The organism is Actinomarinicola tropica, assembly GCF_009650215.1.
GTDB classification, from domain to species: Bacteria; Actinomycetota; Acidimicrobiia; order Acidimicrobiales; family SKKL01; genus Actinomarinicola; species Actinomarinicola tropica.
In genome coordinates, this window is sequence record NZ_CP045851.1 from 616,427 (window position 1) to 635,349 (window position 18,923).

Annotated in this window: 19 protein-coding genes; 10 read left to right on the top strand and 9 right to left on the bottom strand. The window is 69.8% G+C overall.

Features of this window, described 5'->3' with window-relative positions; translation table 11 throughout:
- Positions 1 to 117: 117 nt before the first annotated feature.
- The 3 genes from GH723_RS03105 to GH723_RS03115 form a co-directional block, all read right to left on the bottom strand.
- Positions 118 to 522 carry a four-helix bundle copper-binding protein gene (locus tag GH723_RS03105; RefSeq protein WP_153758274.1) on the bottom strand — a complete coding sequence of 135 codons (405 nt, stop codon included), beginning with the start codon at positions 520 to 522 and terminating at the stop codon, positions 118 to 120.
- A 1,465-nt stretch (positions 523 to 1,987) separates the two neighbouring features.
- Complete coding sequence (locus GH723_RS03110) at positions 1,988 to 2,830, bottom strand: beta propeller repeat protein (RefSeq protein ID WP_153758275.1); 843 nt, start codon at positions 2,828 to 2,830, stop codon at positions 1,988 to 1,990.
- 16 nt (positions 2,831 to 2,846) lie between these two features.
- Positions 2,847 to 3,725, bottom strand: a complete 879-nt coding sequence (locus tag GH723_RS03115) for a cytochrome c biogenesis CcdA family protein (RefSeq protein WP_153758276.1) — start codon at positions 3,723 to 3,725, stop codon at positions 2,847 to 2,849.
- Between the two features lie 72 nt (positions 3,726 to 3,797).
- Between GH723_RS03115 and GH723_RS03120 the strand changes: the two genes are divergently transcribed.
- The 5 genes from GH723_RS03120 (at position 3,798) to GH723_RS03140 (ending at position 6,687) form a co-directional block, all read left to right on the top strand.
- Positions 3,798 to 4,352: a TlpA family protein disulfide reductase gene (locus GH723_RS03120; RefSeq protein WP_195210493.1), complete on the top strand. Its 555-nt coding sequence runs from the start codon at positions 3,798 to 3,800 to the stop codon at positions 4,350 to 4,352.
- Positions 4,349 to 5,062, top strand: coding sequence for a hypothetical protein (locus tag GH723_RS03125; protein WP_153758278.1), 714 nt, complete (start codon positions 4,349 to 4,351; stop codon positions 5,060 to 5,062). The genes GH723_RS03120 and GH723_RS03125 overlap by 4 nt, the downstream gene beginning before the upstream one ends.
- A gap of 498 nt (positions 5,063 to 5,560) precedes the next feature.
- On the top strand, positions 5,561 to 5,722 hold the full coding sequence (locus GH723_RS03130) for an SHOCT domain-containing protein (protein ID WP_153758279.1): 162 nt from the start codon (positions 5,561 to 5,563) through the stop codon (positions 5,720 to 5,722).
- A gap of 35 nt (positions 5,723 to 5,757) precedes the next feature.
- Positions 5,758 to 6,042 (top strand): hypothetical protein, encoded by a 285-nt coding sequence (locus tag GH723_RS03135; protein WP_153758280.1) that lies wholly within the window; start codon positions 5,758 to 5,760, stop codon positions 6,040 to 6,042.
- Positions 6,043 to 6,225: 183 nt separating this feature from the next.
- A complete protein-coding gene (locus GH723_RS03140; protein ID WP_195210494.1) occupies positions 6,226 to 6,687 on the top strand; it encodes a cupredoxin domain-containing protein in 462 nt (153 codons plus the stop codon).
- Between the two features lie 106 nt (positions 6,688 to 6,793).
- On the opposite strand, the gene GH723_RS03145 is transcribed toward GH723_RS03140, so the two are convergent.
- Positions 6,794 to 8,038 carry an ISL3 family transposase gene (locus tag GH723_RS03145; RefSeq protein WP_195210338.1) on the bottom strand — a complete coding sequence of 415 codons (1,245 nt, stop codon included), beginning with the start codon at positions 8,036 to 8,038 and terminating at the stop codon, positions 6,794 to 6,796.
- Between the two features lie 289 nt (positions 8,039 to 8,327).
- On the opposite strand from GH723_RS03145, the gene GH723_RS03150 reads away from it, so the two are divergent.
- The gene (locus GH723_RS03150) at positions 8,328 to 8,999 is read left to right on the top strand and encodes a methyltransferase family protein (RefSeq protein ID WP_153758283.1); all 672 of its coding nucleotides are present in this window, start codon (positions 8,328 to 8,330) and stop codon (positions 8,997 to 8,999) included.
- A gap of 35 nt (positions 9,000 to 9,034) precedes the next feature.
- Positions 9,035 to 9,955, top strand: a complete 921-nt coding sequence (locus tag GH723_RS03155) for a DMT family transporter (protein WP_229023005.1) — start codon at positions 9,035 to 9,037, stop codon at positions 9,953 to 9,955.
- Here GH723_RS03155 and GH723_RS03160 read toward each other — a convergent pair.
- The 5 genes from GH723_RS03160 to GH723_RS03180 form a co-directional block, all read right to left on the bottom strand.
- Positions 9,879 to 10,583, bottom strand: a complete 705-nt coding sequence (locus tag GH723_RS03160) for an LOG family protein (RefSeq protein WP_153758285.1) — start codon at positions 10,581 to 10,583, stop codon at positions 9,879 to 9,881. The genes GH723_RS03155 and GH723_RS03160 overlap by 77 nt on opposite strands.
- The gene (locus tag GH723_RS03165) at positions 10,558 to 11,823 is read right to left on the bottom strand and encodes an ATP-dependent nuclease (protein WP_153758286.1); all 1,266 of its coding nucleotides are present in this window, start codon (positions 11,821 to 11,823) and stop codon (positions 10,558 to 10,560) included. The genes GH723_RS03160 and GH723_RS03165 overlap by 26 nt, the downstream gene beginning before the upstream one ends.
- Before the next feature lie 5 nt (positions 11,824 to 11,828).
- Positions 11,829 to 12,038 carry a DUF2933 domain-containing protein gene (locus tag GH723_RS03170; protein WP_195210495.1) on the bottom strand — a complete coding sequence of 70 codons (210 nt, stop codon included), beginning with the start codon at positions 12,036 to 12,038 and terminating at the stop codon, positions 11,829 to 11,831.
- Positions 12,039 to 12,157: 119 nt separating this feature from the next.
- Positions 12,158 to 13,756, bottom strand: coding sequence for an ABC transporter permease (locus GH723_RS03175; RefSeq protein WP_153758288.1), 1,599 nt, complete (start codon positions 13,754 to 13,756; stop codon positions 12,158 to 12,160).
- A complete protein-coding gene (locus GH723_RS03180; RefSeq protein ID WP_153758289.1) occupies positions 13,753 to 14,469 on the bottom strand; it encodes an ABC transporter ATP-binding protein in 717 nt (238 codons plus the stop codon). Before GH723_RS03180 ends, GH723_RS03175 begins: the two co-directional genes overlap by 4 nt.
- Positions 14,470 to 14,773: 304 nt before the next feature.
- Here GH723_RS03180 and GH723_RS03185 point away from each other — a divergent pair, with 304 nt between their 5' ends.
- The 3 genes from GH723_RS03185 to GH723_RS03195 all read left to right on the top strand — a co-directional run bounded on the left by GH723_RS03185 (position 14,774) and on the right by GH723_RS03195 (position 18,593).
- Positions 14,774 to 17,257 (top strand): heavy metal translocating P-type ATPase, encoded by a 2,484-nt coding sequence (locus tag GH723_RS03185; RefSeq protein WP_153758290.1) that lies wholly within the window; start codon positions 14,774 to 14,776, stop codon positions 17,255 to 17,257.
- A gap of 194 nt (positions 17,258 to 17,451) precedes the next feature.
- Positions 17,452 to 17,712, top strand: coding sequence for a BlaI/MecI/CopY family transcriptional regulator (locus GH723_RS03190; RefSeq protein WP_229023008.1), 261 nt, complete (start codon positions 17,452 to 17,454; stop codon positions 17,710 to 17,712).
- Positions 17,709 to 18,593: a M56 family metallopeptidase gene (locus GH723_RS03195; RefSeq protein ID WP_153758291.1), complete on the top strand. Its 885-nt coding sequence runs from the start codon at positions 17,709 to 17,711 to the stop codon at positions 18,591 to 18,593. Before GH723_RS03190 ends, GH723_RS03195 begins: the two co-directional genes overlap by 4 nt.
- The last annotated feature ends 330 nt before the right edge of the window (positions 18,594 to 18,923 follow it).

Below are 18,923 nucleotides of genomic sequence, written 5' to 3' on the forward strand. Positions count from 1 at the left end.
TCACCGAACCCGTCTCCCACGTTCATCGTGGAGGGGGGACACGCGCTCCACGACCCAACCAGATGGGCCGCTTTGGCGCCTTGCCGGCGGAGAGGGCCTCCGACGTCCGCAGCCACATCAGGCCATCGCGCCGAGCAGTTCCTGGCAGGCGCTCTCGCATCGGCGGCAACTCTCCGCGCAGATGGCGCAGTGCCTCATGTGTTCGCTGTGGCTCTGGCACTCGTCACCGCAGCTCTTGCACGCGGCCACGCACGCTTCGAGCAAGGATCGGGTGACGTTGGCGTCGTACTCGGTCTGGCGGCCGAGGACTCGGCTGGTCGTGGCGCAGATGTCCGCGCAGTCGAGGTTGAGTCGGATGCACTTGGCCATGGCCGCCACATCGTCCTCTGACAGGCAGGCGTCGGCGCACTGGGTGCAGGTGCTCCCGCACTCGATCAGCGCGTCGATCGCGCTGGCCAGTGTGTCTGCGTCGACGTTGAAGCTTCGTGGATAGGTCTCGAGCATGTCCTTCGCGGTGGCCATTTGCGGTCTCCTGTCACGGGGTGAGCCCACGCCCCACCCGTCTACCCGTGCGGCCGTCCGGACGAACCCGGACGGGTGAGTGATCACAACCATCCCGTTGACTCCGATCGGGTCGGTTAGGTCCGCAGCGGCGGGCTTCCGGCTGGCGAAGCGAGTTCCCTGGCTGGCCTGCGCGTCGCCCTCGACACCAGCGAGGATTCGCGTTGCGGACCGGCGGACTCGTTCGGCGGCGACGGGAGGGACGGATGGGTTCCTACCGCTATGGGAAGGGGGTTTCGTGAGGCGCTCGCTGCGTCGCTCGACGACCTTAGAGAGCTGACGGCCCTGCTTCTGGCATCCGCCGCGGACGACGCCGCCGGCCCGTAGCCAGTTCACGATCGTCCGGGTCGGCAACCTCGGCCCAGTTCTTCACCTACCCGATGCCATGGTCGGCGCTACCACCACCGAAACGCTCTGGGACCCAACCGGCTTGGTGGACATCCCCGATCAGGGATCTGCGTCGGAGAGGAGGGACCTCGTGGCGGCCGTCCGGAGCAACCCGCACGGCGAGGACGCGAAGGTTCCCAACAACGTCCTATGGTACGACACGTTGTCGTACATCGGGGAGCTCGTGATGAAGCGAAAGCCCATGAAGCGGTCCCATGCCCTCCGCATACGGCCGAGACCGCGACCGATCTTCCGGCCACGTCGCAACTGGCGGCGTCCAGCAACCGTGATCGCCTACGTATTGGCGTTCCTGGCGATCGGCATGTTCCTGAAGGCCACAGCGTCCGACCTCTCCGACGCGCCCGTGCCAGGATCCAGTCTTGATCCCGCCACTCGCACCGAATCCCCGACCGTTGAAGGCGGATCCGACCCCGCCCACCCGAGCCACACCCCGCCGTGACCGAGCGACACGGAGGCCTCCCGACCGTCACTCCGCAAGGCCGCCTGGCGGCCAGGACCCGGAGCCGCTGGTTTCGCCCACCGGCGTGTGTGATGCCCGGTGTCCGGATCAGTGGGTGCGTCCGGCCATGACGGATCGAACTCCGGCGTGAAGGGATCGTCGGCGCGAGGGGCGGCCACACCGCCGACGAAGGCGAGGGGAAAGTCATGCAGTAGCCGAGCATCATCCACCGCCTCATCCGGCGGTCCGGCCTGTGGCCGCTGGGACGGCGGGTGCTCTGATGCGCTGTTGTGCAGGTTGGTCAGTGCCGCTTGTTCGAGGTCTCGGACACCGGCCTCGGCATCGACCCAGCGGCCTCCCCCAGATCTTCGACTGGTTGTACTGAGGGCGGCGAGCCGCAGACGCCTTGGGCAGCGCCATCGGTCTGGCCGTGGCCAGCGAACTCGCCGCCCACGGCGGCCCGTGATGGCCAAGAACGGGAGCTGGCGGGCGCAGCCATCACGATCACACTGCCGACGGAGTCAACGTCCTCCCGAGTGGAAGGTATGAGCTCAAGAGAGTCACATGAGAACAGTGCGCCTACGGGGTGACCTCGCTCCACGATTCCCCGTCGTCGCCCGAGCGGTGCAGGGCGGTCGGTGCGGCGTAGGCGTACACGTCGGTGCCGTCGCTGCCCAATGCCTCCGCACCCGGCAGCGTGGCGGCCGGTGTCCACGTGAGGCCGGCGTCGGTACTCCTCAGGATCGCCCCTTCGGCGTCGATGGCGACGAGCGCACTGGAGGTCCACTCGAGGTCGACCAAGTTGGGGGCACCCGCCATGGGCGCCCAGCTGTCGCCTCCGTCGTCGCTGACGGCCAGACCTCGATCGAGGTCGACGCCCACCATCTGGTCCGGGTCGGCGGGGTTGATGGCGAGGTCGAGGAGCTGGGCGTCGCCAGCACTTGGCTCCCAGGTGTGGCCGCCGTCGTCACTGACCATCACTCGCGCCGAGGTCGAGTCGGCTCCATACAGTCTCCCTTCGGTGACGACGAGAGCATGGAAGTCGGCATCGCCGAGGAGTGAACGGGGCGTCCATGTAGATCCGTCATCGCTCTCGACAAGGCCGAGCAGAGGCGGCTTGCCCGCGATGCGCAGGTTCTCGGTGGACAGGTCGGGGTGCCCGGAGGCAATCAGGGTTCCGTCGGGCTCGATGGCCGCCGCCATGAGGTCGTCGAAGTGGTCGCTACGTGCGACGACCTCGCCGTCGCGCAGCTCGTAGAGGCCGGTGTGTGCGGCCAGGTACACCGGTGATCCACCAGCGCCGACGAGCACGTCGTGCACGTGGACCAGCTCGCCTTCGTCGGCTTGCTCGGTGCCGGAGCCCGCAGTGGAACCCTCGGAATCTCCGCACGCCGCAAGCACGAGGACGAGGAATGCCGTCACAGCAAGACGAGTTCTTCTAGGCACTGGGAACACTCCGGTCTGGGTCTGGGTGCCGGCCGGCAGCACGGTTCCAGCGGACGGCGGCCACGGCAAGGCCGGCTGACAGGACCACCGCCAGTGCGATGCGTCCGGCACCGATGGTTTCGATGTTCTCGACGATGCGGAGGCGGAGGTCCTCGATCGTGTCGATGATCGGGTCGGCGTCGAGGTCGCCGGCGTAGACGCCGAGTTCCCATCTGCCGTACCAGATGGCGTAGCCGCCGGCGGCGATCATGAGCGCGCCGCCGAGGCGTGTCATCACCCGGGTGAGCTTGCGCATGGCCTGGATGAGTGTGGTGTGGGCGAGGGCGGCGAAAACGCTGATCGCGAGGATGATGGTTCCCATGCCGAGGGCGTATGCGACGTGGGTGGCGATCCCCAGGGTGGTCGACTGGGAGAGTGCGACGCCGGTGACCGCGAGGAACGGGCCGATCGTGCAGGACAGCGACGCGATGGCGAACGTTGCGCCGTAGGCGGTCATGGCCGCGATCCCTCGTCGACCCGAGGCCAGGTCGGGGCCCCGCACGGCGATCGATGGCTTCCAGCCGAGGACCATGGCGATGCCGGCGAGGACGAGGGCCGCACCGATGATGATGGTGACCCAGGGGAGGCGTTGGCGGGTTGCGCTGGTGAGCTGGTCGATGACCAATCCGGCGGTGGCGAACACGACGACGAAGCCAAGCGACACGGCGGCGGCCACGCCGACGGCCCGCATGACGCGCTGGTCGGCCCGCAGTTCAGTGGCGTCGCCGGCGACGAAGGCGCCGAGGTAGGCGGGGAGCAGTGAGAAGCCGCAAGGGTTGAACGTGGCGACCATGCCTGCGGTGAAGGCGAGCGCGACGGGGGCGCTGATCATCGGGGGCTCTCCTCGGCGTCGAACAACGACGCGATGTAGTACACAGGATCAGCGTAGGGCACAATGGCCTCCGTGGCGCCAGCAACAACGAGCTCGACCAGTGGGCGGCGACGAGTCGCAGTGGTCGTCGTGGTGGTGGTCGTCGCTGGTTGGTTGGGGTGGACGGCGCTGCGCCAGCCGGCCCTTCCCGAGTTCGTGGCCTCGGGTGAGCCGGTCGAACTGCCCGCCGACAGGGACTTCCCGGCGGTGTCGCTCGAGCAGTTCGAGGGGATGCTGGTAGGTCAGCAGGGTCGCCCGGTGGTGGTGAACATCTGGGCCTCCTGGTGTGCGCCGTGTCGCACGGAGATGCCCCTGCTCGACGAGGCGGCCCGATCGTACGGGTCCGAGGTGGTGATCCTCGGTGTCGCGTCCAAGGATGACCCGGAAGAAGCGGAGCGCTTCCTCGATGAGCTGGGCATCACGTACCCCAACGTGTTCGACGAGTCCGGCCAGATCCGCGTCGCGCTCGGACTCACCGCCTACCCGACGACCTACGTGTTCGGTGCCGACGGGCAGCTCCGCGCCCGGGTCAACGGTGGCATCTCCGAGCAACGACTCGCCGGCCTGATCGAGGACGCGCTGCGGTGATCGACTTCGGCCTCGTCGTCTCCTTGATCGCGGCCATCGGAGCTCCGGCACTGCTCGCCATCCGATGGGCCTCATACGACGACTGGGGCTCGAACTTCCTCGACGACGTGACCGTCCCACTCCTGGTCGGCCTGGTGACGGGCAGGCTGGTGACCCTCGCCCTCGACGACCCGAACTCGATCGGGAGCCTGTCGGACATGTTGGTGATCCGCAGCGGGGTCGAGTTCTGGCCCGGGGTTGCCGCGGCCGCGGGCGTGGTGGCCTGGCAGGCGAACCGTGCCCACCGGTCACCACTCGAGCGCCTGGCCGCGCTCGCCCCCCTCGCACTCGTCGGCTATGCGGCCTACGAGGCGACCTGTGTGTTCCGCGACGGATGCCTCGGCCCGGTGTCGCCGGTGGGGCTGCGCCCACCCGGGCTGCAGACCACGATGCTGCCGGTCGGGTGGCTGATGGCGGCAGCCACCCTCGCCGGTGCGGTGATCGTGCACCGACTACAGGATCGTGTCCGGCCCACGGTCGTGGTCGCGACTGCGGCGGCCATCGTCGCGGCCGTGCGGTCGCTCGGTTCCGTGTGGCTGCCGCACGTCGGCGATGGCATGACCCGCCAGCACCAGACGTCCATCGCCGTTCTCCTCGTGGCCACCGCGGCCCTCGTCGCAGCGGCCTCCCGGAGTGTGGGCCCCACCGAGCCGGCTGTGCCAGATGGCTGACCGGCGGCATGCTCGTCCGGTGATCGTGGCCGGGCTGGTGAAACGATGCAGACCTGCCGCCCTGCAGCTGCCGGACGCCGGGTCGTGCCCTCGGAGTAGCGGCGCACCTCCTTCGAGGGATCGAGGCGGAGATCTGGGCCCGACTGGATGTCGGGCGCAGCGGCCCGAGCACCATGCGAGCGCGGTCGACACGCTGGCGAGGACGAAGAGCGCCCAGATGTCCGGCCCGAAGCTGGCGCCGGGGACCGTGACGGAGACCTCAGTGGCGAAGTGCGGCGACGACGAGTGGTCGAACGTCTCGGTAGGTGACCGCAGGCGGGAGTCCGTAGTTCGCGCCGATGCGAACGGCGCCTGGTCCGGAGACCATGGCGGTATGCCCAAGGACCAGCCGTCTCAGAGTGGCCCTCACCAACGGCGCCGGAGGCTGGCTGAGCCGCGACCACGTCGCCGACGGGTTGAGCCGGCGATGCGTGGTGCGCTCGGCCGCCACCACGAACCATGCCCGCCCTCACCGCGTCGTGCCGCCACGACACCCGCTCGTCTCGGTCGTTCCCGCGAGGACCGCCCCCGTCGCGGGCCAAAGAGATCCTCGAGGAGCGCTACGCCAGCGGCGAGCTCTCCGCCGAGGAGTATCGCGAACGACTCGACCACCTCCGATGATGCCACCGATCCCACCAGCAACCAGGAGCAAACCAATGCCCACCACCGACCCCGCTGCGACCGACCAGCAGACCCACGGACCGGATCCCGGCCCGTCCGGCGGGCACCAGATGGACAGCCGGATGATGTGGGCCATGATGCTCGGCTGCTGCCTGGCCATCCCCCTCGCCCTCATCATCGGTGGCGCCGGCTTCGCCGGGTTCGCCGGCGCCAGTCCTTGGCTCATCGGCGCCGGCGTCGTCCTCGCCGTCGCCCTCGTCGTCGTCCGGCGCAGCTCCGCCGGAGCCCACTGCGACACGCCGCCGAATGGCCATGGCTGACATCGCCCCGTTGGGCCCGGCAATTCACCGCCGCACCGAGACGAAGGTCTGGTGACCGGCGTCGATGTCACTGCACATCGCCCACATGTCGGCACACATCGACACAGCGTCGAGCCGACCGAGTCGTCTCCTACAGAATGTCGTACTACCGTCGGGCACACGATGTCCGCAGGAAGGGAATTGATGAAGCGCTTCGCAGCACTTGCCACTGTTCTGTTCGCTCTCGGTCTGCTCCTAGCCGGCTGCGGCTCCGATGACGACCAGTCCGACCAGGGCGGCGACACTGGCGACCAAACCGACGAAGAGATGATGGAAACTGGCGACGACGGCCACGACGAGGGCGGCCACAACGAGTCCAGCGACATCGCCGCCGACTCGCGGCGCATCGAGGTGACCGCCGACTCGTTTGCCTTCGACCCGGCTGAGATCCGCGTCGCCGCCGGCGAGGACATCGCCATCGTGTTGACCTCGACCGACATCCTCCACGACCTGACCATCGACGAGCTCGACGCCCACGTGGCCGCCGACCGGGGTGAAACCGCCGAGGGAGGCTTCACCGCCGACGAGCCCGGGCGCTACACCTACTACTGCACGGTGGCCGGACACCGCGAGGCCGGCATGGAGGGCACTCTCATCGTGGAGTGACGACCCTCGTGGTGAAGGGCCCTCGCCTGCGCGGAGTGACGACTGCCGTGGGTGTGGCCGATCCGCACGTGACGGCGACGAGCACCCCAACGTGGCGCTTCGCGTTTCAGCGGGGAGTGACGGTGGCGAGTAGCGCCCAGTTGGGGCGGCCGGCGTAGAGCAGGGCGCGGACGCGGTAGTGGGCGAAGCGGCGGAACCCGAAGGCCACCCGCTTGACCCTCTTGATGAGGTTGTTGATCGCCTCGGTCGGCCCGTTGGACACGCGAGCCCGGTGCCAGGCGGCGATCTGGTGGCGCCACTTGGTGATGGTGCGGCCGAGCTGGCGGACCTCGGGCGGGCAGGACTCGTCTTGGAGGTCGTGGCCGAGCCGATCGATGAACTCGGCAGCGACGGTGGGGTCGTCGATGTCGTAGATGCCGCGCACGGTCTCCTTGGCGTGCCACGCGGTGCGGACCTCGCCTCGGGGGTCACCGGCGTCGAGCAGTCCCAACAGCTTCTCTCTGCCCTTGTCGTCGAGGCGTTCGTCGGCTCGGGTCAACAGCCGCCTGGATCGGTAGAGCGGGTCGTCCTTGCGGCCCCGATGCCCCAGGGTGTCCTGCTGGACGCGGCGGCGGACCTCGTCGAGGCGCTGGTTGGCGAGCTTGATGAGATGGAACGGGTCGGCGACCTGGCCGGCGTCGGGCAGCATCGTGTCGAACGCGAGGCGCCACGGCCCCGACAGGTCCAGCACCGCCCAGGCGATCGCGTCACGCCATGTGACGGGCATGGCCGCCAACCACGCGCACAGCCCCGCCGAGGAGCGCCCTTCGATCACGTCGAGCAGCTGGCCCGAGGTGACATCGGTGATCGAGGTCGACCACGCCTGGGTCCGCCATCGACCCAGCCGGGCGAACAGCACCTCATCGACCCCGAGCGCCGCCACCGCGCCGACCCGTGTCTGGTCGGCGTCGAGCAGCGCGGTCCCGTAGGCGATCACGGCGTCGTTGATCGCGTGCCAGTCCGCGCCGAGCTCAGCCGCGACATCGGACACGGCCCGGCCGTTGCGGCCGACCTGGCGGGTCGCCCACCGCCCAGCCCGGTCGGTCACCGACAACCGCGGCGCGGCGATCCGCGGGTCCTCATGGGTCCACGACCCCTGCCGGCACCACCGCCTCGGACAGCAGAACCGGTGCTTGCGCCACCGCAACGTCACCGGGCGGCCGAAGCAGGTGAGATCGACCAGCTCGACCACCGGCCGGTCCTTGACCCACGCCCGCTCCCCGCAGTTCGGACAGACCGGCGCGTCCACGATCGACTCGACGGTGATCTCGAGCCGGCCGACCAGCGGCTCGACCACCTCGAGGACCTTCACAGCGCCAAGACCGACAAGAAGCTCGCACGCGCGCGTAGCGTTGAACACAGCAGGGGCACCTCGGACTCGACGACGTCAGACATCGCCAAGTTCGCAGGGCCCCTGCTACGCGTCAGGGACCCTCACACCCCGCTCATCCGCGAAGCGCCCCCAACGTCGGGTCCATTGCGCGCGCCGACGGGCAGCGCGCTCTCTTCCGTAGCTGCCCGTAGTGCGCTCCGTCGGAGGCCCGGATGGCGCGAGCCGGCGCGTGTGGCCTGATGGCAGCACACGACCTCGGAGGTGGACGATGTCCGGTTACGGCTATGGGCTGTGGTTGCTGGTGGTCGTGAACTCTGCGGTGTTCGTCCTCTTCGCAGCCAGCTTCTTTCGGCCCCGAACGGGTCGGGATTGGAAGGTCATGGGCGGCTTCTCGGCGTTCGTGGTCGCGCTCATGGTGGAGATGTACGGGTTTCCGCTCACGATCTACCTGCTGTCAGGCTGGCTCGGGAGCCGCTTCGATTTCCTGACCCTCACCCACGACGGCGGCCACCTGTGGAGCGAGCTGATCGGCTGGACCGGCGATCCGCACCTCAGCCCGTTTCACTTGGCGAGCTACGTGTTCATCGGGGGCGGGTTCTGGGCGATCGCCGCGGCCTGGCCGGTGCTGCTGCGCGCCACCAAGCAGGGAGAGGTTGCCAGCACAGGCCTGTACGCCCGGGTGCGACACCCCCAGTACGTGGGATTCCTCGCCATCATGATCGGGTTCTTGCTCCAGTGGCCGACGATCCCGACGCTGGCGATGTTCCCGATCCTCGTCTGCATCTACCGAAGATTGGCGATCCGCGAAGAGCACGTCGTCGCCACCGCCTTCGGTGACGATTGGCACCGCTACGCCGACGCCACGCCACGCTTTGCCCCGAGGCTTCGCCGTCGAGCCCGGCCGGTGAGCCCGCCCAGTGTCGGCACGCCGATGCCATGAGCGCTCTGCCGGTCGGCCGTCCGGACCCTGGACGGATGCTGTGGATCACCGCTGCGTGGGGTGCGTGCTTCGTCGCAATCCGATGGGGCCTGCGGGATGCACCAGTGCTGTGGTTCGCCGCGCTGCGAGCGCTCGTAGCCGGAGTGGCGCTCATCGTCGTCGCGCGGGTGCAACACCGACCACAGCCCTCCGACTGGCGGGCCTGGAGGCTGATCACCCTCTTGGCGATCACGAACGCCAGCATTGCCTTCGCGGCGATGTTCGCCGGCGTCGACGGCCTCGCCACCGGCGCTGCGGCGGTTCTTGCCAACGCCCAGCCGCTGCTGATCCTGCTGCCGGCGTGGTGGCTCTACGGCGAGCGCGTGAGCGCCCAGTCGGGCGCAGCGCTCTTCGTCGGATTCGTCGGGCTGCTCGTCGTCACCGTCCCCGGCGGCGGCGGGTCCGGTGCATCGTTGTCGATCCTCGCCGCGGTCGCGATCACGGCCGGGACGTTGCTGTCCAGGCGACTCGCCGGCATCGACGTCGTCCAGGCCACCGGCTGGCACTTGCTCATCGGTGGTGTCGTTCTCGCCGCCGCGGCCGGTGCGGTTGAGGGCGTGCCCCGGATCGACTGGACCGTTCGCTTCGTCGCGTCCCTTGCTTTCCTGGCCCTGGTCGGGACGGCGCTGGCGTATTGGGCGTGGTTCACCGAGACGCTGCGCTGTCCGCTCGGCTCGCTCGCTGCGTGGACCTTCCTGACGCCCGTGTTCGGCGTCGGCTTCGGCGTGCTGCTGACCAACGAGTCCCCCGACCCTTGGGTGGCCACCGGGGTGGTACTCGTGCTTGCGTCGCTCTGGGTCAGCGTTCAGGGCACTCCAGGTCATCGTCGCGCCGAGTCGCCTATCGGGGACCTCGAGCAATCTGGCGGAGATGGCAGCGCTGAACGAGCGCCGCGATCTCCTCGGGCTCGTCGCTGACGACGAGCAGGTCTGTATCGCCTGGGCCCGTGAAGCCGTTGGCCTCCAGCGCCTCGCCCAGCCAGTTGACCAGGCCGCCCCAGTGGTGATGTCCGACGAGGACCACAGGGAACTCGTGGATCTTTCCCGTCTGGACGAGGGTCAACGCCTCGAAGAGCTCGTCGAGGGTCCCGAATCCGCCAGGCATGACGACGAAGGCGGAGGCGTATCGGACGAACATGAGCTTGCGGGCGAAGAAGTAGCGGAACGTCAGGGCCACGTCGAGGTGATTGTTGAGGTGCTGTTCGTGCGGCAGCTCGACACCGAGACCGACCGACGTCGCTCCAACGTCTCGCGCCCCTCGGTTGGCTGCCTCCATCAGTCCAGGCCCACCGCCGGTGATCACGGCGAAGCCGGCTCGTCCGAGCTCAGCGGTGACCCGGCGCGCCAGCTCGTAGCGAGGGTCGTCGTGGGCGACCCGAGCCGACCCGAACACCGACACCGCCTTCCCGATCGACGCAAGGGTTGCGAATCCAGTGGCGACCTCGTGCCGGATCCGATCGACGCGCTCGCCGTCGCCGTCGCCGGATCCGACCGCGTGCAGGCAGTGCAGAAGGTCTTCGTCAGCGGTGCGCGGGTTCGGCGTCATGGCTGCTCCCAAGGAGGTCGCGCATCGCGATGGTCAACTCGACCACGCGGCGCAGATCCGCCGGGGCGTCCTCGGCGGTCAGGGCGTGAAAGTGCTGCCACGCCTGTTCGGGCTTGTGGCTGTGCCGCCGGAGCCCGACAACGGCTTCGAAGTCAGGCGCAAGCTCAACGACGTTCTCACCGCCGGACAGGGTGCGAATCCGCTCATTGAGCCGACGCTCCGACGCGATCGGTTGGCGATCGGGCGGCGCATCCCTGTCGTGGACGACAACGAACGGTACGCCGGTGGCTCGGCAGAGCCTGACGAACACCGGCAGGTTCGCCTTCCCGCCGCATTCGACGATGGAGATCCCGATGCGGTCGATGTCGATCCCAAGCGCGCGGAAGACGTGGGGGAGTGCGAGCTTCTCGGTGCGGCCCTCCACCAGGACGGCCACGTCGGCGAGGAACAGCTCACTGCGTTCGGCGTCGAACTCGCTCATGGCCCGAAAGCCGTCGGAGGCCGACAACGCCCCCGCCTGGTGGGCCGTCGTGCCGACGCTGAGGTCACGGGTGACAACAGCGAGTTCCTCGAGGCGGGCGACGTTCAGGAACGCTGGGGCGTGCGTGCTGTAGATGACCTGGTTGCCGCCGGCGGCGAACTGGTGGAGGAGGCGGTACAGGTAGCGTTGCGCCTGGGGTCGCAGGTACAGCTCGGGTTCCTCGATGAGCAGCAGCACGCCGGACAGGTCACGCTCGCAGCAGCGCTCCAGCGCGGTGACCAACCTGCCCGCGCCGCTGCTGGGCGAGGCGCCGGAGCCCGCCTGCTCACGGATGGCGTCGGCGACCGCGGCGACGTCCGCGCCCGCGTGCGCCGCGGGTGGCACGATCGTGGTGGCGCGCTGTGCGCTGGGCAGGACAACGATCGGCCAGCCGCCGTGCCGTGTCGCGGTGCCGTCCTCGTAACGGACGGCGACCCGGCCTGCGGTGGTGATGGCCTCGACGGTGATCACGCCGCTGATGTCGGCGTCCTCCGGCGTCGGCGCGGTGCCGCTCTCGTCGAGCAGAGCGATGGCGGCGAGAAGGTTGGACTTACCGGCGGCAGCTTCGCCGACGAGGGCGGTCACCGCGCCGAGGCGCAGCTCGGTTGCGACGACGGTGCGGAACCCGCTCACGGCGACCTGTCGGATCGCGCACGTGCCGCCCGTCGGGATCACCGAGCGGGCGGCGTCGTCATGGGCTGTGGTGCTGGGGTCTGACATCGCGGTCAGTGTCGGTGCGCCGCGGGTCGGTCCTCGCGAGTGGTGTCGCTGTCCTGGCCCATGCGCCACATCATGAACATCATCATGAGCGGGCAGATCGCCAGGATCGCGAGCAACGGCAGGTAGGAGAGGACGGGGACGCCGAGCACAGCGAGAACGGCGAAGCCGACAACTGCGGCGAGGATGAGCTTGGTGTGGGTCCCGTGGTCGTGCATGGTGTGCACCTCTCTGGTCGAAGCTGACATCGTCATCGTGCGCCGCCTGCGTCGATGGGGAATCCGGCGCAGCTACGGAACCCCGCTGCGGTCGGGTACCGATGCGCGTGGGGATCGCGTCATGCCGCGACCGCCCTCCCTGTGCGCCGCCAGAACACGGCGGCCGCCACCGTGGCGCTGACGGCGAGCCACGCGGCGCCGAGCAGGAGGCCCTCGGCCTGGTCGAAGCGTCCGGTGAAGGCGCCGTCAATGAGCATCCTCGAGGCACCGCGTCCGGGCAGATAGGCGCCCCAGGCGGGGGCGCCACCAGGGAGCATCACGGTCTGGCCGAGGCCGACGTCGATGAAGGCCAGCAGAAGGACGAGGTAGAGCCCGCCGAGGCGCCCGGTGAGCGGACCGAGGACGAGGCCGATCATGGCGTAGGTGGCGGCGATGAGGAGGTTGGCGCCCGCGAAGACGACCCACTGCCGGGGCGGGTACCAGGCCCCGGAGACGGCCACGGCGGCGCCCGTGGTGACGACCGTGGCCAGCGCGATCACGGCCAACCGGGCGCCGAGGACGTGGCCCGTGCGGAGGCCGGCGAGCACCAGTCGACGATCACCGTCGGTCGTGCCGGTGGCGACGAACAGCCCGGCGAGCCCGGCCAGGAAGGCGGCGGTGACCGGGACCATGGTCGCGGCGTGCATGCGACGCTCGGACAGCATCGCCGTGTAGCGGCGCCCCCCCTCGACGACCTCCACTGGTCCCGGCGTGTCGACGGTGACCAGGATGGCCAAGCCGATGAAGACGGCGGGGACGCCGACCAGGAGCGCCCAGAGCACCCGGTTGCGGCGGTAGTCACGGACACCCGCGCGCACCGCGGCCCCCAGCGGCTTCCCCGCCCGTGGTCGCCACGCCACCGGAGCGCTCCGGGCGGCAGGCGCCCCGGCCTCGATCGGGGCCGGCGCCGCACGCAGGTCCGAGGCGCGCGCAGTCCGGCCGGGCACACCCGCGACCGGTCGCCGCGCCGTCGCCGTCACGGCGAGCAGCCGGAGGACGGCGAAGCCGCCGAGGCCGACAGCCCACAGCAACGACCACGCCAGGTCGCCAACGGGCCCGCCGTGGCCCGTGACCTGGCTGGTGAGCAGCAGCTGGGGGAAGTGGAGAGGAAAGACGCGGGTGAGCGCGGAGGTGCCGCCGCCGAAGGCGGGGCCGAGGAACACGTCGAGGATCCAGGCGAGGGTGACGAGCAGGGCGCCGTTCATGTCGGAGCGGACCGCGCTGCCGACCAGGACGCCGATGGCGACGTAGATGGTCGCCACCACCACCGTGCCGACGACCGCGCGGACGGGGTCGTTGATGCCGGTGCGGACCGCCAGCGCGATGAGCCCACCAGCCGCCGCCAGCCCCGCCAGCGCGAGGCAGGCGGCGACGCGGCCGGCCACGACGGGTGCTGGATGGGCACTGGCGGCGGCGAGGCGGCGATCGGCGGTCCGAGCGCCGGTGATCTGGAACAGGCCGCCGAGTCCCGCGAGTGCCGCCGCGGCCCACCCGGCGGTGGCGGCTTCGAGCTGGACCGGATCGGCGGTGCCGCCCATGAGCGCCGAGAGGTCGGCGAGCGAGCCACCCCAGACGAACACCAGCACGACCGGTACGGCGACGAGGAGCACGAGGTTGAGGGGCCGACGGGCGTAGTCGACGAGCGCCCGGCGGGCGACGAGCACTCCGAGTCCGGTCATGGCGAGCTGGTCTGTCCGTCGCGCAGCTCGACGATGCGGTCGAACCGCTCCCGGTCGGTGACGAAGTGGCTGATGACGAGCACGCTGCGTCCCGCTGAGCGCCGCTCGGCCGCCAGTGCCCAGAACCGCTGGTAGGTGTCCCAGTCGAACCCGGCGTAGGGCTCGTCGAGCAGCAGGATCTCTGGGTCCGCCAGAAGCGCGACGCTGAGGTTGAGCTTGGCTCGGGTGCCGCCGGAGAGCTCCTCGACTCGGCTCGACCGCCAGTTCCCGAAGCCGAGGGTGGCGTACAGCCCGTCGGCGGATTCGGCGATGGTGTCGGCGTCCATGCCGTAGGCGACACCGAACAGCTCGAGGTGCTCGTCGCAGGTGAGCCGGTCATACAGGACGGGGTCCTGTGGGCAGTACCCGATCCGGCCGCCAACGCGGATCTCACCGGCGTCCGCGGCGAGCGCGCCGACGAGGATCTTCATCAGCGTGCTCTTGCCGGACCCGTTCTCTCCGACAAGACCCACGATCTCGCCCGCGTGAACGGCGAGATCAGCGCCCCGCAAGACGGGCAGGACTCGGGTTCGAGGCCAGACACCGCGCCGGTAGGACTTCGTGACGCCGATCGCTTCGAGCCGGGCCGCCGCGGGACGTGGGTCGGGCGTTGCGCCCGGACGCTCCTCGCCACCGGTACGTCCGACGCCGACGGGGCGCGCTTGTCGGCTCACCGATGGCTCCCGGCTGCCACACCGCCGTCAAGGGTCATCAACTCAGTCATGAAGAGCCTCCTCTTCTGCCATCGTGGTCGCCTGACGCCGAGGAGTCATCCGCGGGCACTACCGAGCGGCCTGCGGCGCGCTACCTACGCCCTTCGGTCATCGTCTGACCGGAGCGGACCCCGTATCGGCGACCAGGGGTTGACGGCCACCGGGGCGAAGCCGCAAGCGTCAGTCCGTGTCCGCCCCGGATGCCCCGCCAGCGGAGTCGCGCGACGATCGGCATGACACACGCGACCCATCTCAGGAGGACTCAGTGAGGTCCGCCAGCCAGCACGACGATCACCGCCCCGACCACAGCACCGCCGCGACGGCGACGGCCGTCCTCGAGGTGAAGGGCCTGCACTGGGCGTCGGAGAAGTCGGTCGTCGAAGCCACCCTCGGCCGGCTCGACGGGGTCTACCGCATCGACGCCAACCCGGTCTCGCAAACGGCGACGGTCACGTACGATCCCTCCGCCACCAGCGTGGCCGCGCTGCGCCGCTGGATCGAGGACTGCGGCTACCACTGTGCCGGGCGTTCAGTTCCCGGCCACGTCTGCCACCCGATGGAAGAGCCGGGGGATGCACTGCGAACCGCCGCCGCGCATCCTGGGCAGGAGGCCCACACCAGCCACGAGCACCGGGAGCCTGTCGGCGACGGCCAGGGCGCCGCAGAAGGAGTGCGGTCGCCCCACGACGCCATGGGCCACGGCGGCCACGGCGGCATGTCGATGGCTGACATGGTCGCCGACATGCGCCGCCGCTTCCTGGTCGCAGCGGCGTTCTCGATCCCGATCCTGTTGTGGTCACCGATCGGCCGCGACGTACTCGGCTTCGACGTCGCCGCGCCGTTCGGGCTGCGCGATGACGTCTTCATGCTCCTGTTGAGCCTGCCTGTGGTGTTCTGGTCGGCGTGGATCTTCTTCGACGGCGCCTACCGGGCGCTCCGGGCTCGAACTCTCGACATGATGGTCCTCGTCGCCGTCGCGGTGGGCGCCGGGTGGCTCTACTCGCTCGGCGTCACCCTCTCGGGCGGGGGCGAGGTCTTCTACGAAGCCGCCACCGTCCTGTCCGCGTTCGTGCTGCTCGGCCACTGGTTCGAGATGCGCGCCCGCGGTGGCGCCAACGAGGCGATCCGAGCTCTGCTCGATCTCGCGCCACCGATGGCCACCGTGATCCGAGGCGGCGAGACCGTAGATGTGCCGACCGCCGAAGTGCAGGCCGGCGACCTCCTCCTCGTGCGTCCGGGCGCCAAGCTGGCCGTCGATGGCACGGTCGAGGAAGGCGAGAGCGAGCTCGACGAGTCGATGGTCACCGGCGAGAGCCTGCCGGTCCACAAGGCGCCCGGTGACGCCGTCATCGGTGCCACGCTCAACACCACTGGCACGCTTCGAGTACGGGCCACCAAGGTCGGCAGCGACACGGCGCTCGCCCAGATCGTCAAGCTCGTGCAGGAGGCCCAGAACTCCAAGGCACCCGGCCAGCGCCTCGCCGACCGCGCCGCGTTCTGGCTGGTGTTCGTCGCCCTGATCGGCGGCACCGGCACGTTCCTGGTGTGGAGCGTCCTGGTGGGCAGACCGGTGAGTGAGGCGATGCTCTTCGCCATCACCGTCGTCGTCATCACGTGCCCCGATGCCCTCGGCCTCGCGACACCCACTGCGATCATGGTCGGCACCGGTCTCGGCGCCCGCCGCGGCGTGCTGTTCAAGAACGCGATGGCCCTGGAAGCCTCGGCACACATCGACACCGTGGTGATGGACAAGACCGGCACCCTCACCAAGGGCGAACCCGAAGTCACCGATGTCATCGCCACCGGGATCGACGAGGACCGCCTGCTGGCACTCGTCGCCGCCGTCGAGCGCGAGTCCGAACATCCTCTCGCCCAGGCGATCGTCACCGAAGCCGAACGCCGCGGTGTGCTCGTCCTGCGCGCCGAGGACTTCGACAGCGTTCCCGGCCACGGCGCCCTCGCCACCGTTGACGGCCAGCGAGTCGTCGTCGGCAACCGACGGCTCATGGAGCGCGACAGCATCGACCTCGGCGAGCTCGCCGCCCGCCGCGAGGAGCTCGCCGAAGGCGGCCGCACAGCGGTGGTCGTCGCGGTCGACGGCCGCGCCGCCGGCCTGGTCGGGATGGCGGACGCGCCCCGAGAGACCGCAGGTGCCGCGGTCGCCGAGCTGCAAAGGCTCGGTGCCGAGGTGGTCATGCTCACCGGCGACAACGAGGCCACCGCTCGGCGCATCGGATCGCTGCTGGGCGTGACGGCGGTGATCGCCGAGGTGCTCCCTGGCGACAAGTCGGCCAAGGTGGCTGAGCTACAAGCCCAAGGCAGGAAGGTGGCCATGGTCGGCGACGGCGTCAACGATGCCCCGGCTCTCGCTCAGGCCGACGTCGGCATCGCCATCGGCGCCGGCACAGACGTCGCCATCGAGACCGCTGACCTGGTGCTCATGCGCAGCGACCCTCTCGACGTGGCGGTGGCTCTCCAGATCGGACGCGGAACGGTCCGCAAGATGCGCCAGAACCTCGGATGGGCCATCGGCTACAACGCGATCGCACTTCCGATCGCCGCAGGCGTCTTCGAACCTGCTTTCGGTCTCGTGCTGCGCCCCGAGATCGCCGCCCTCTCGATGTCGGGCTCGAGCTTCCTCGTCGCGGTCAACGCCCTGATGCTCAAGCGACTGCGGCTACCGTCAGGTCCTCCGGGCGAGGCCGGTCCATTGTCCGACCGCGCCGGCGACCCAGCCTCGACGGGATGACGTCGGTCGGGCGCAACGCAGTTGCCAGGACTACGACATGCTGTCGTGGCTCGTTGGATCGACCGGATTAGGCTTCGGGCATGAGACGTGCGCGTCATGGCTGAGCGCCGACCGATGGGTGCCCTCGAGGCTGAGGTACTCGACGTGCTGTGGCACGCCGACGGCCCCGTGACCCCGCGGACGTGCGCACCGCGATGGACACGGACCTGGCGTACACGACGGTGATGACGATCCTCGTGAGACTGTGGGACAAGGGTCTCGCGGGGCGCACCAAGCAGGGTCGTGCCTTCGCCTATTCGGCGGTCGTGTCGGAGTCCGAGCTGGCGGCCCGCCGGATGCGTGCCGCCCTCGCGACCGCGTCTGACCGGACCGCGACCATGAGCCGGTTCGTGGACGGGCTCGACAAGCGCGAGGCCGCCGCTCTTCGGGACCTGCTCGGCGAGGCCGGCGGGTGAACCTCCTCCTCGTCGCGCCGCTGATGCTCACGACCGGCGGGATCGTCGCCGGCTGGTTCCTCCCCCGGTTCGTCGCACCCGCAGCTTGCGCGCGCGCCCTCACCGCCGCCGTCGTACTCGCGGCGGCCAGCGTCGGCTCCGCGCTGCTCCTGGTCACCTTGGCGGCATCCTCGGAGCTCCACGCCGTGTCTGATGCCTTCGGCTGGTGTCGGGCTCTGTACCCCGGTGACCACGGCGCGGCCCCCTGGGCTGGCGCCGTCGCCGGCGGCCTCCTGGTTGCCGCTGTGGTGCGGGCGTCCCGCTACCGAGGTCGGGTCCGGGCCGAGCACGCGCCGTTCGCGAAGGTCGACGGACTCGAGATCATCGAGTCGCATGAGCCGATCGCCTTCGCCGTGCCCGGTCGGCCAGGGGGTGTAGTGATCGGATCGACGCTTCTCGGGCACCTCGATCCCGACGAGAGATCCGCCGTGCTTGCCCATGAGAACGCCCACCTCACGCTCCACCACCACCGCTACGTGCACACCGTGGAGCTGTGCGCCGCTGCGTTCCCCCTCCTCATCCCTCTCGCCCGCCAGGTCCGCTTCGCGACCGAACGCTGGGCCGACGAGACCGCCGCGGCCGCCCTCGGCTCGCGGCGCACCGTCGCCCGGGCCATCGCACGAGTCGCGCTCATGTCGAGCAACGACGAGCTCAGCCCGGCGCTGGCGTTCAGCGGCCGGGGGACCAGCGCCCGGGTGGATGCGCTGCTGCACCCCGTTGGTCCCCGACGCGTCGAGCTTCCCGCCGCAGTGGTGTTCGCCACCGTCATGACAACGATGGCGGGATCATCAGTACAGGCCCACCACCTCGCCATGTTCCTGGTCCACGCCTGCCGCGCCTGAGCCGTCCCAAACCCGATAGTCTACGACAGACTGTCGTAGAAAGAGGATGTCGTGACCTCACCCGCACCGTCGAGCGGCCCGGGCTCCGTGACCGGACCACAGGAGAAGCCAGACGCAGGCAGCGACCGACCGCTGCTGCTCGCCCTCGCGTTCTGCTGCGTTGTGCCGATGCTCGCGATCATCGTCTTGACCTCGGTCATCGGGGTCGCGCTCGGTCCCGCCGTTGCGGTGTCGCTTGGCCTCGTTGCCGCCCTGGTATGTGGGGCAGTGATGGTCCAGCGCCACCGCCGTGGGAAGCACCATCAGGGACATCACTCTGAGGAGTGAAGC

Excerpts from the sequence above, each read along its gene's own strand:
- GH723_RS03160 (WP_153758285.1), bottom strand. The coding sequence starts at position 10,583 with ATGACGCCGAACCCGCGCACCGCTGACGAAGACCTTCTGCACTGCCTG.
- GH723_RS03130 (WP_153758279.1), top strand. The coding sequence starts at position 5,561 with ATGCCCGCCCTCACCGCGTCGTGCCGCCACGACACCCGCTCGTCTCGG.
- GH723_RS03150 (WP_153758283.1), top strand. The coding sequence starts at position 8,328 with ATGTCCGGTTACGGCTATGGGCTGTGGTTGCTGGTGGTCGTGAACTCT.
- GH723_RS03115 (WP_153758276.1), bottom strand. The coding sequence starts at position 3,725 with ATGATCAGCGCCCCCGTCGCGCTCGCCTTCACCGCAGGCATGGTCGCC.
- GH723_RS03170 (WP_195210495.1), bottom strand. The coding sequence starts at position 12,038 with ATGCACGACCACGGGACCCACACCAAGCTCATCCTCGCCGCAGTTGTC.
- GH723_RS03135 (WP_153758280.1), top strand. The coding sequence starts at position 5,758 with ATGCCCACCACCGACCCCGCTGCGACCGACCAGCAGACCCACGGACCG.
- GH723_RS03165 (WP_153758286.1), bottom strand. The coding sequence starts at position 11,823 with ATGTCAGACCCCAGCACCACAGCCCATGACGACGCCGCCCGCTCGGTG.
- GH723_RS03105 (WP_153758274.1), bottom strand. The coding sequence starts at position 522 with ATGGCCACCGCGAAGGACATGCTCGAGACCTATCCACGAAGCTTCAAC.
- GH723_RS03190 (WP_229023008.1), top strand. The coding sequence starts at position 17,452 with ATGGACACGGACCTGGCGTACACGACGGTGATGACGATCCTCGTGAGA.
- GH723_RS03175 (WP_153758288.1), bottom strand. The coding sequence starts at position 13,756 with ATGACCGGACTCGGAGTGCTCGTCGCCCGCCGGGCGCTCGTCGACTAC.
- GH723_RS03155 (WP_229023005.1), top strand. The coding sequence starts at position 9,035 with ATGCTGTGGATCACCGCTGCGTGGGGTGCGTGCTTCGTCGCAATCCGA.
- GH723_RS03140 (WP_195210494.1), top strand. The coding sequence starts at position 6,226 with ATGAAGCGCTTCGCAGCACTTGCCACTGTTCTGTTCGCTCTCGGTCTG.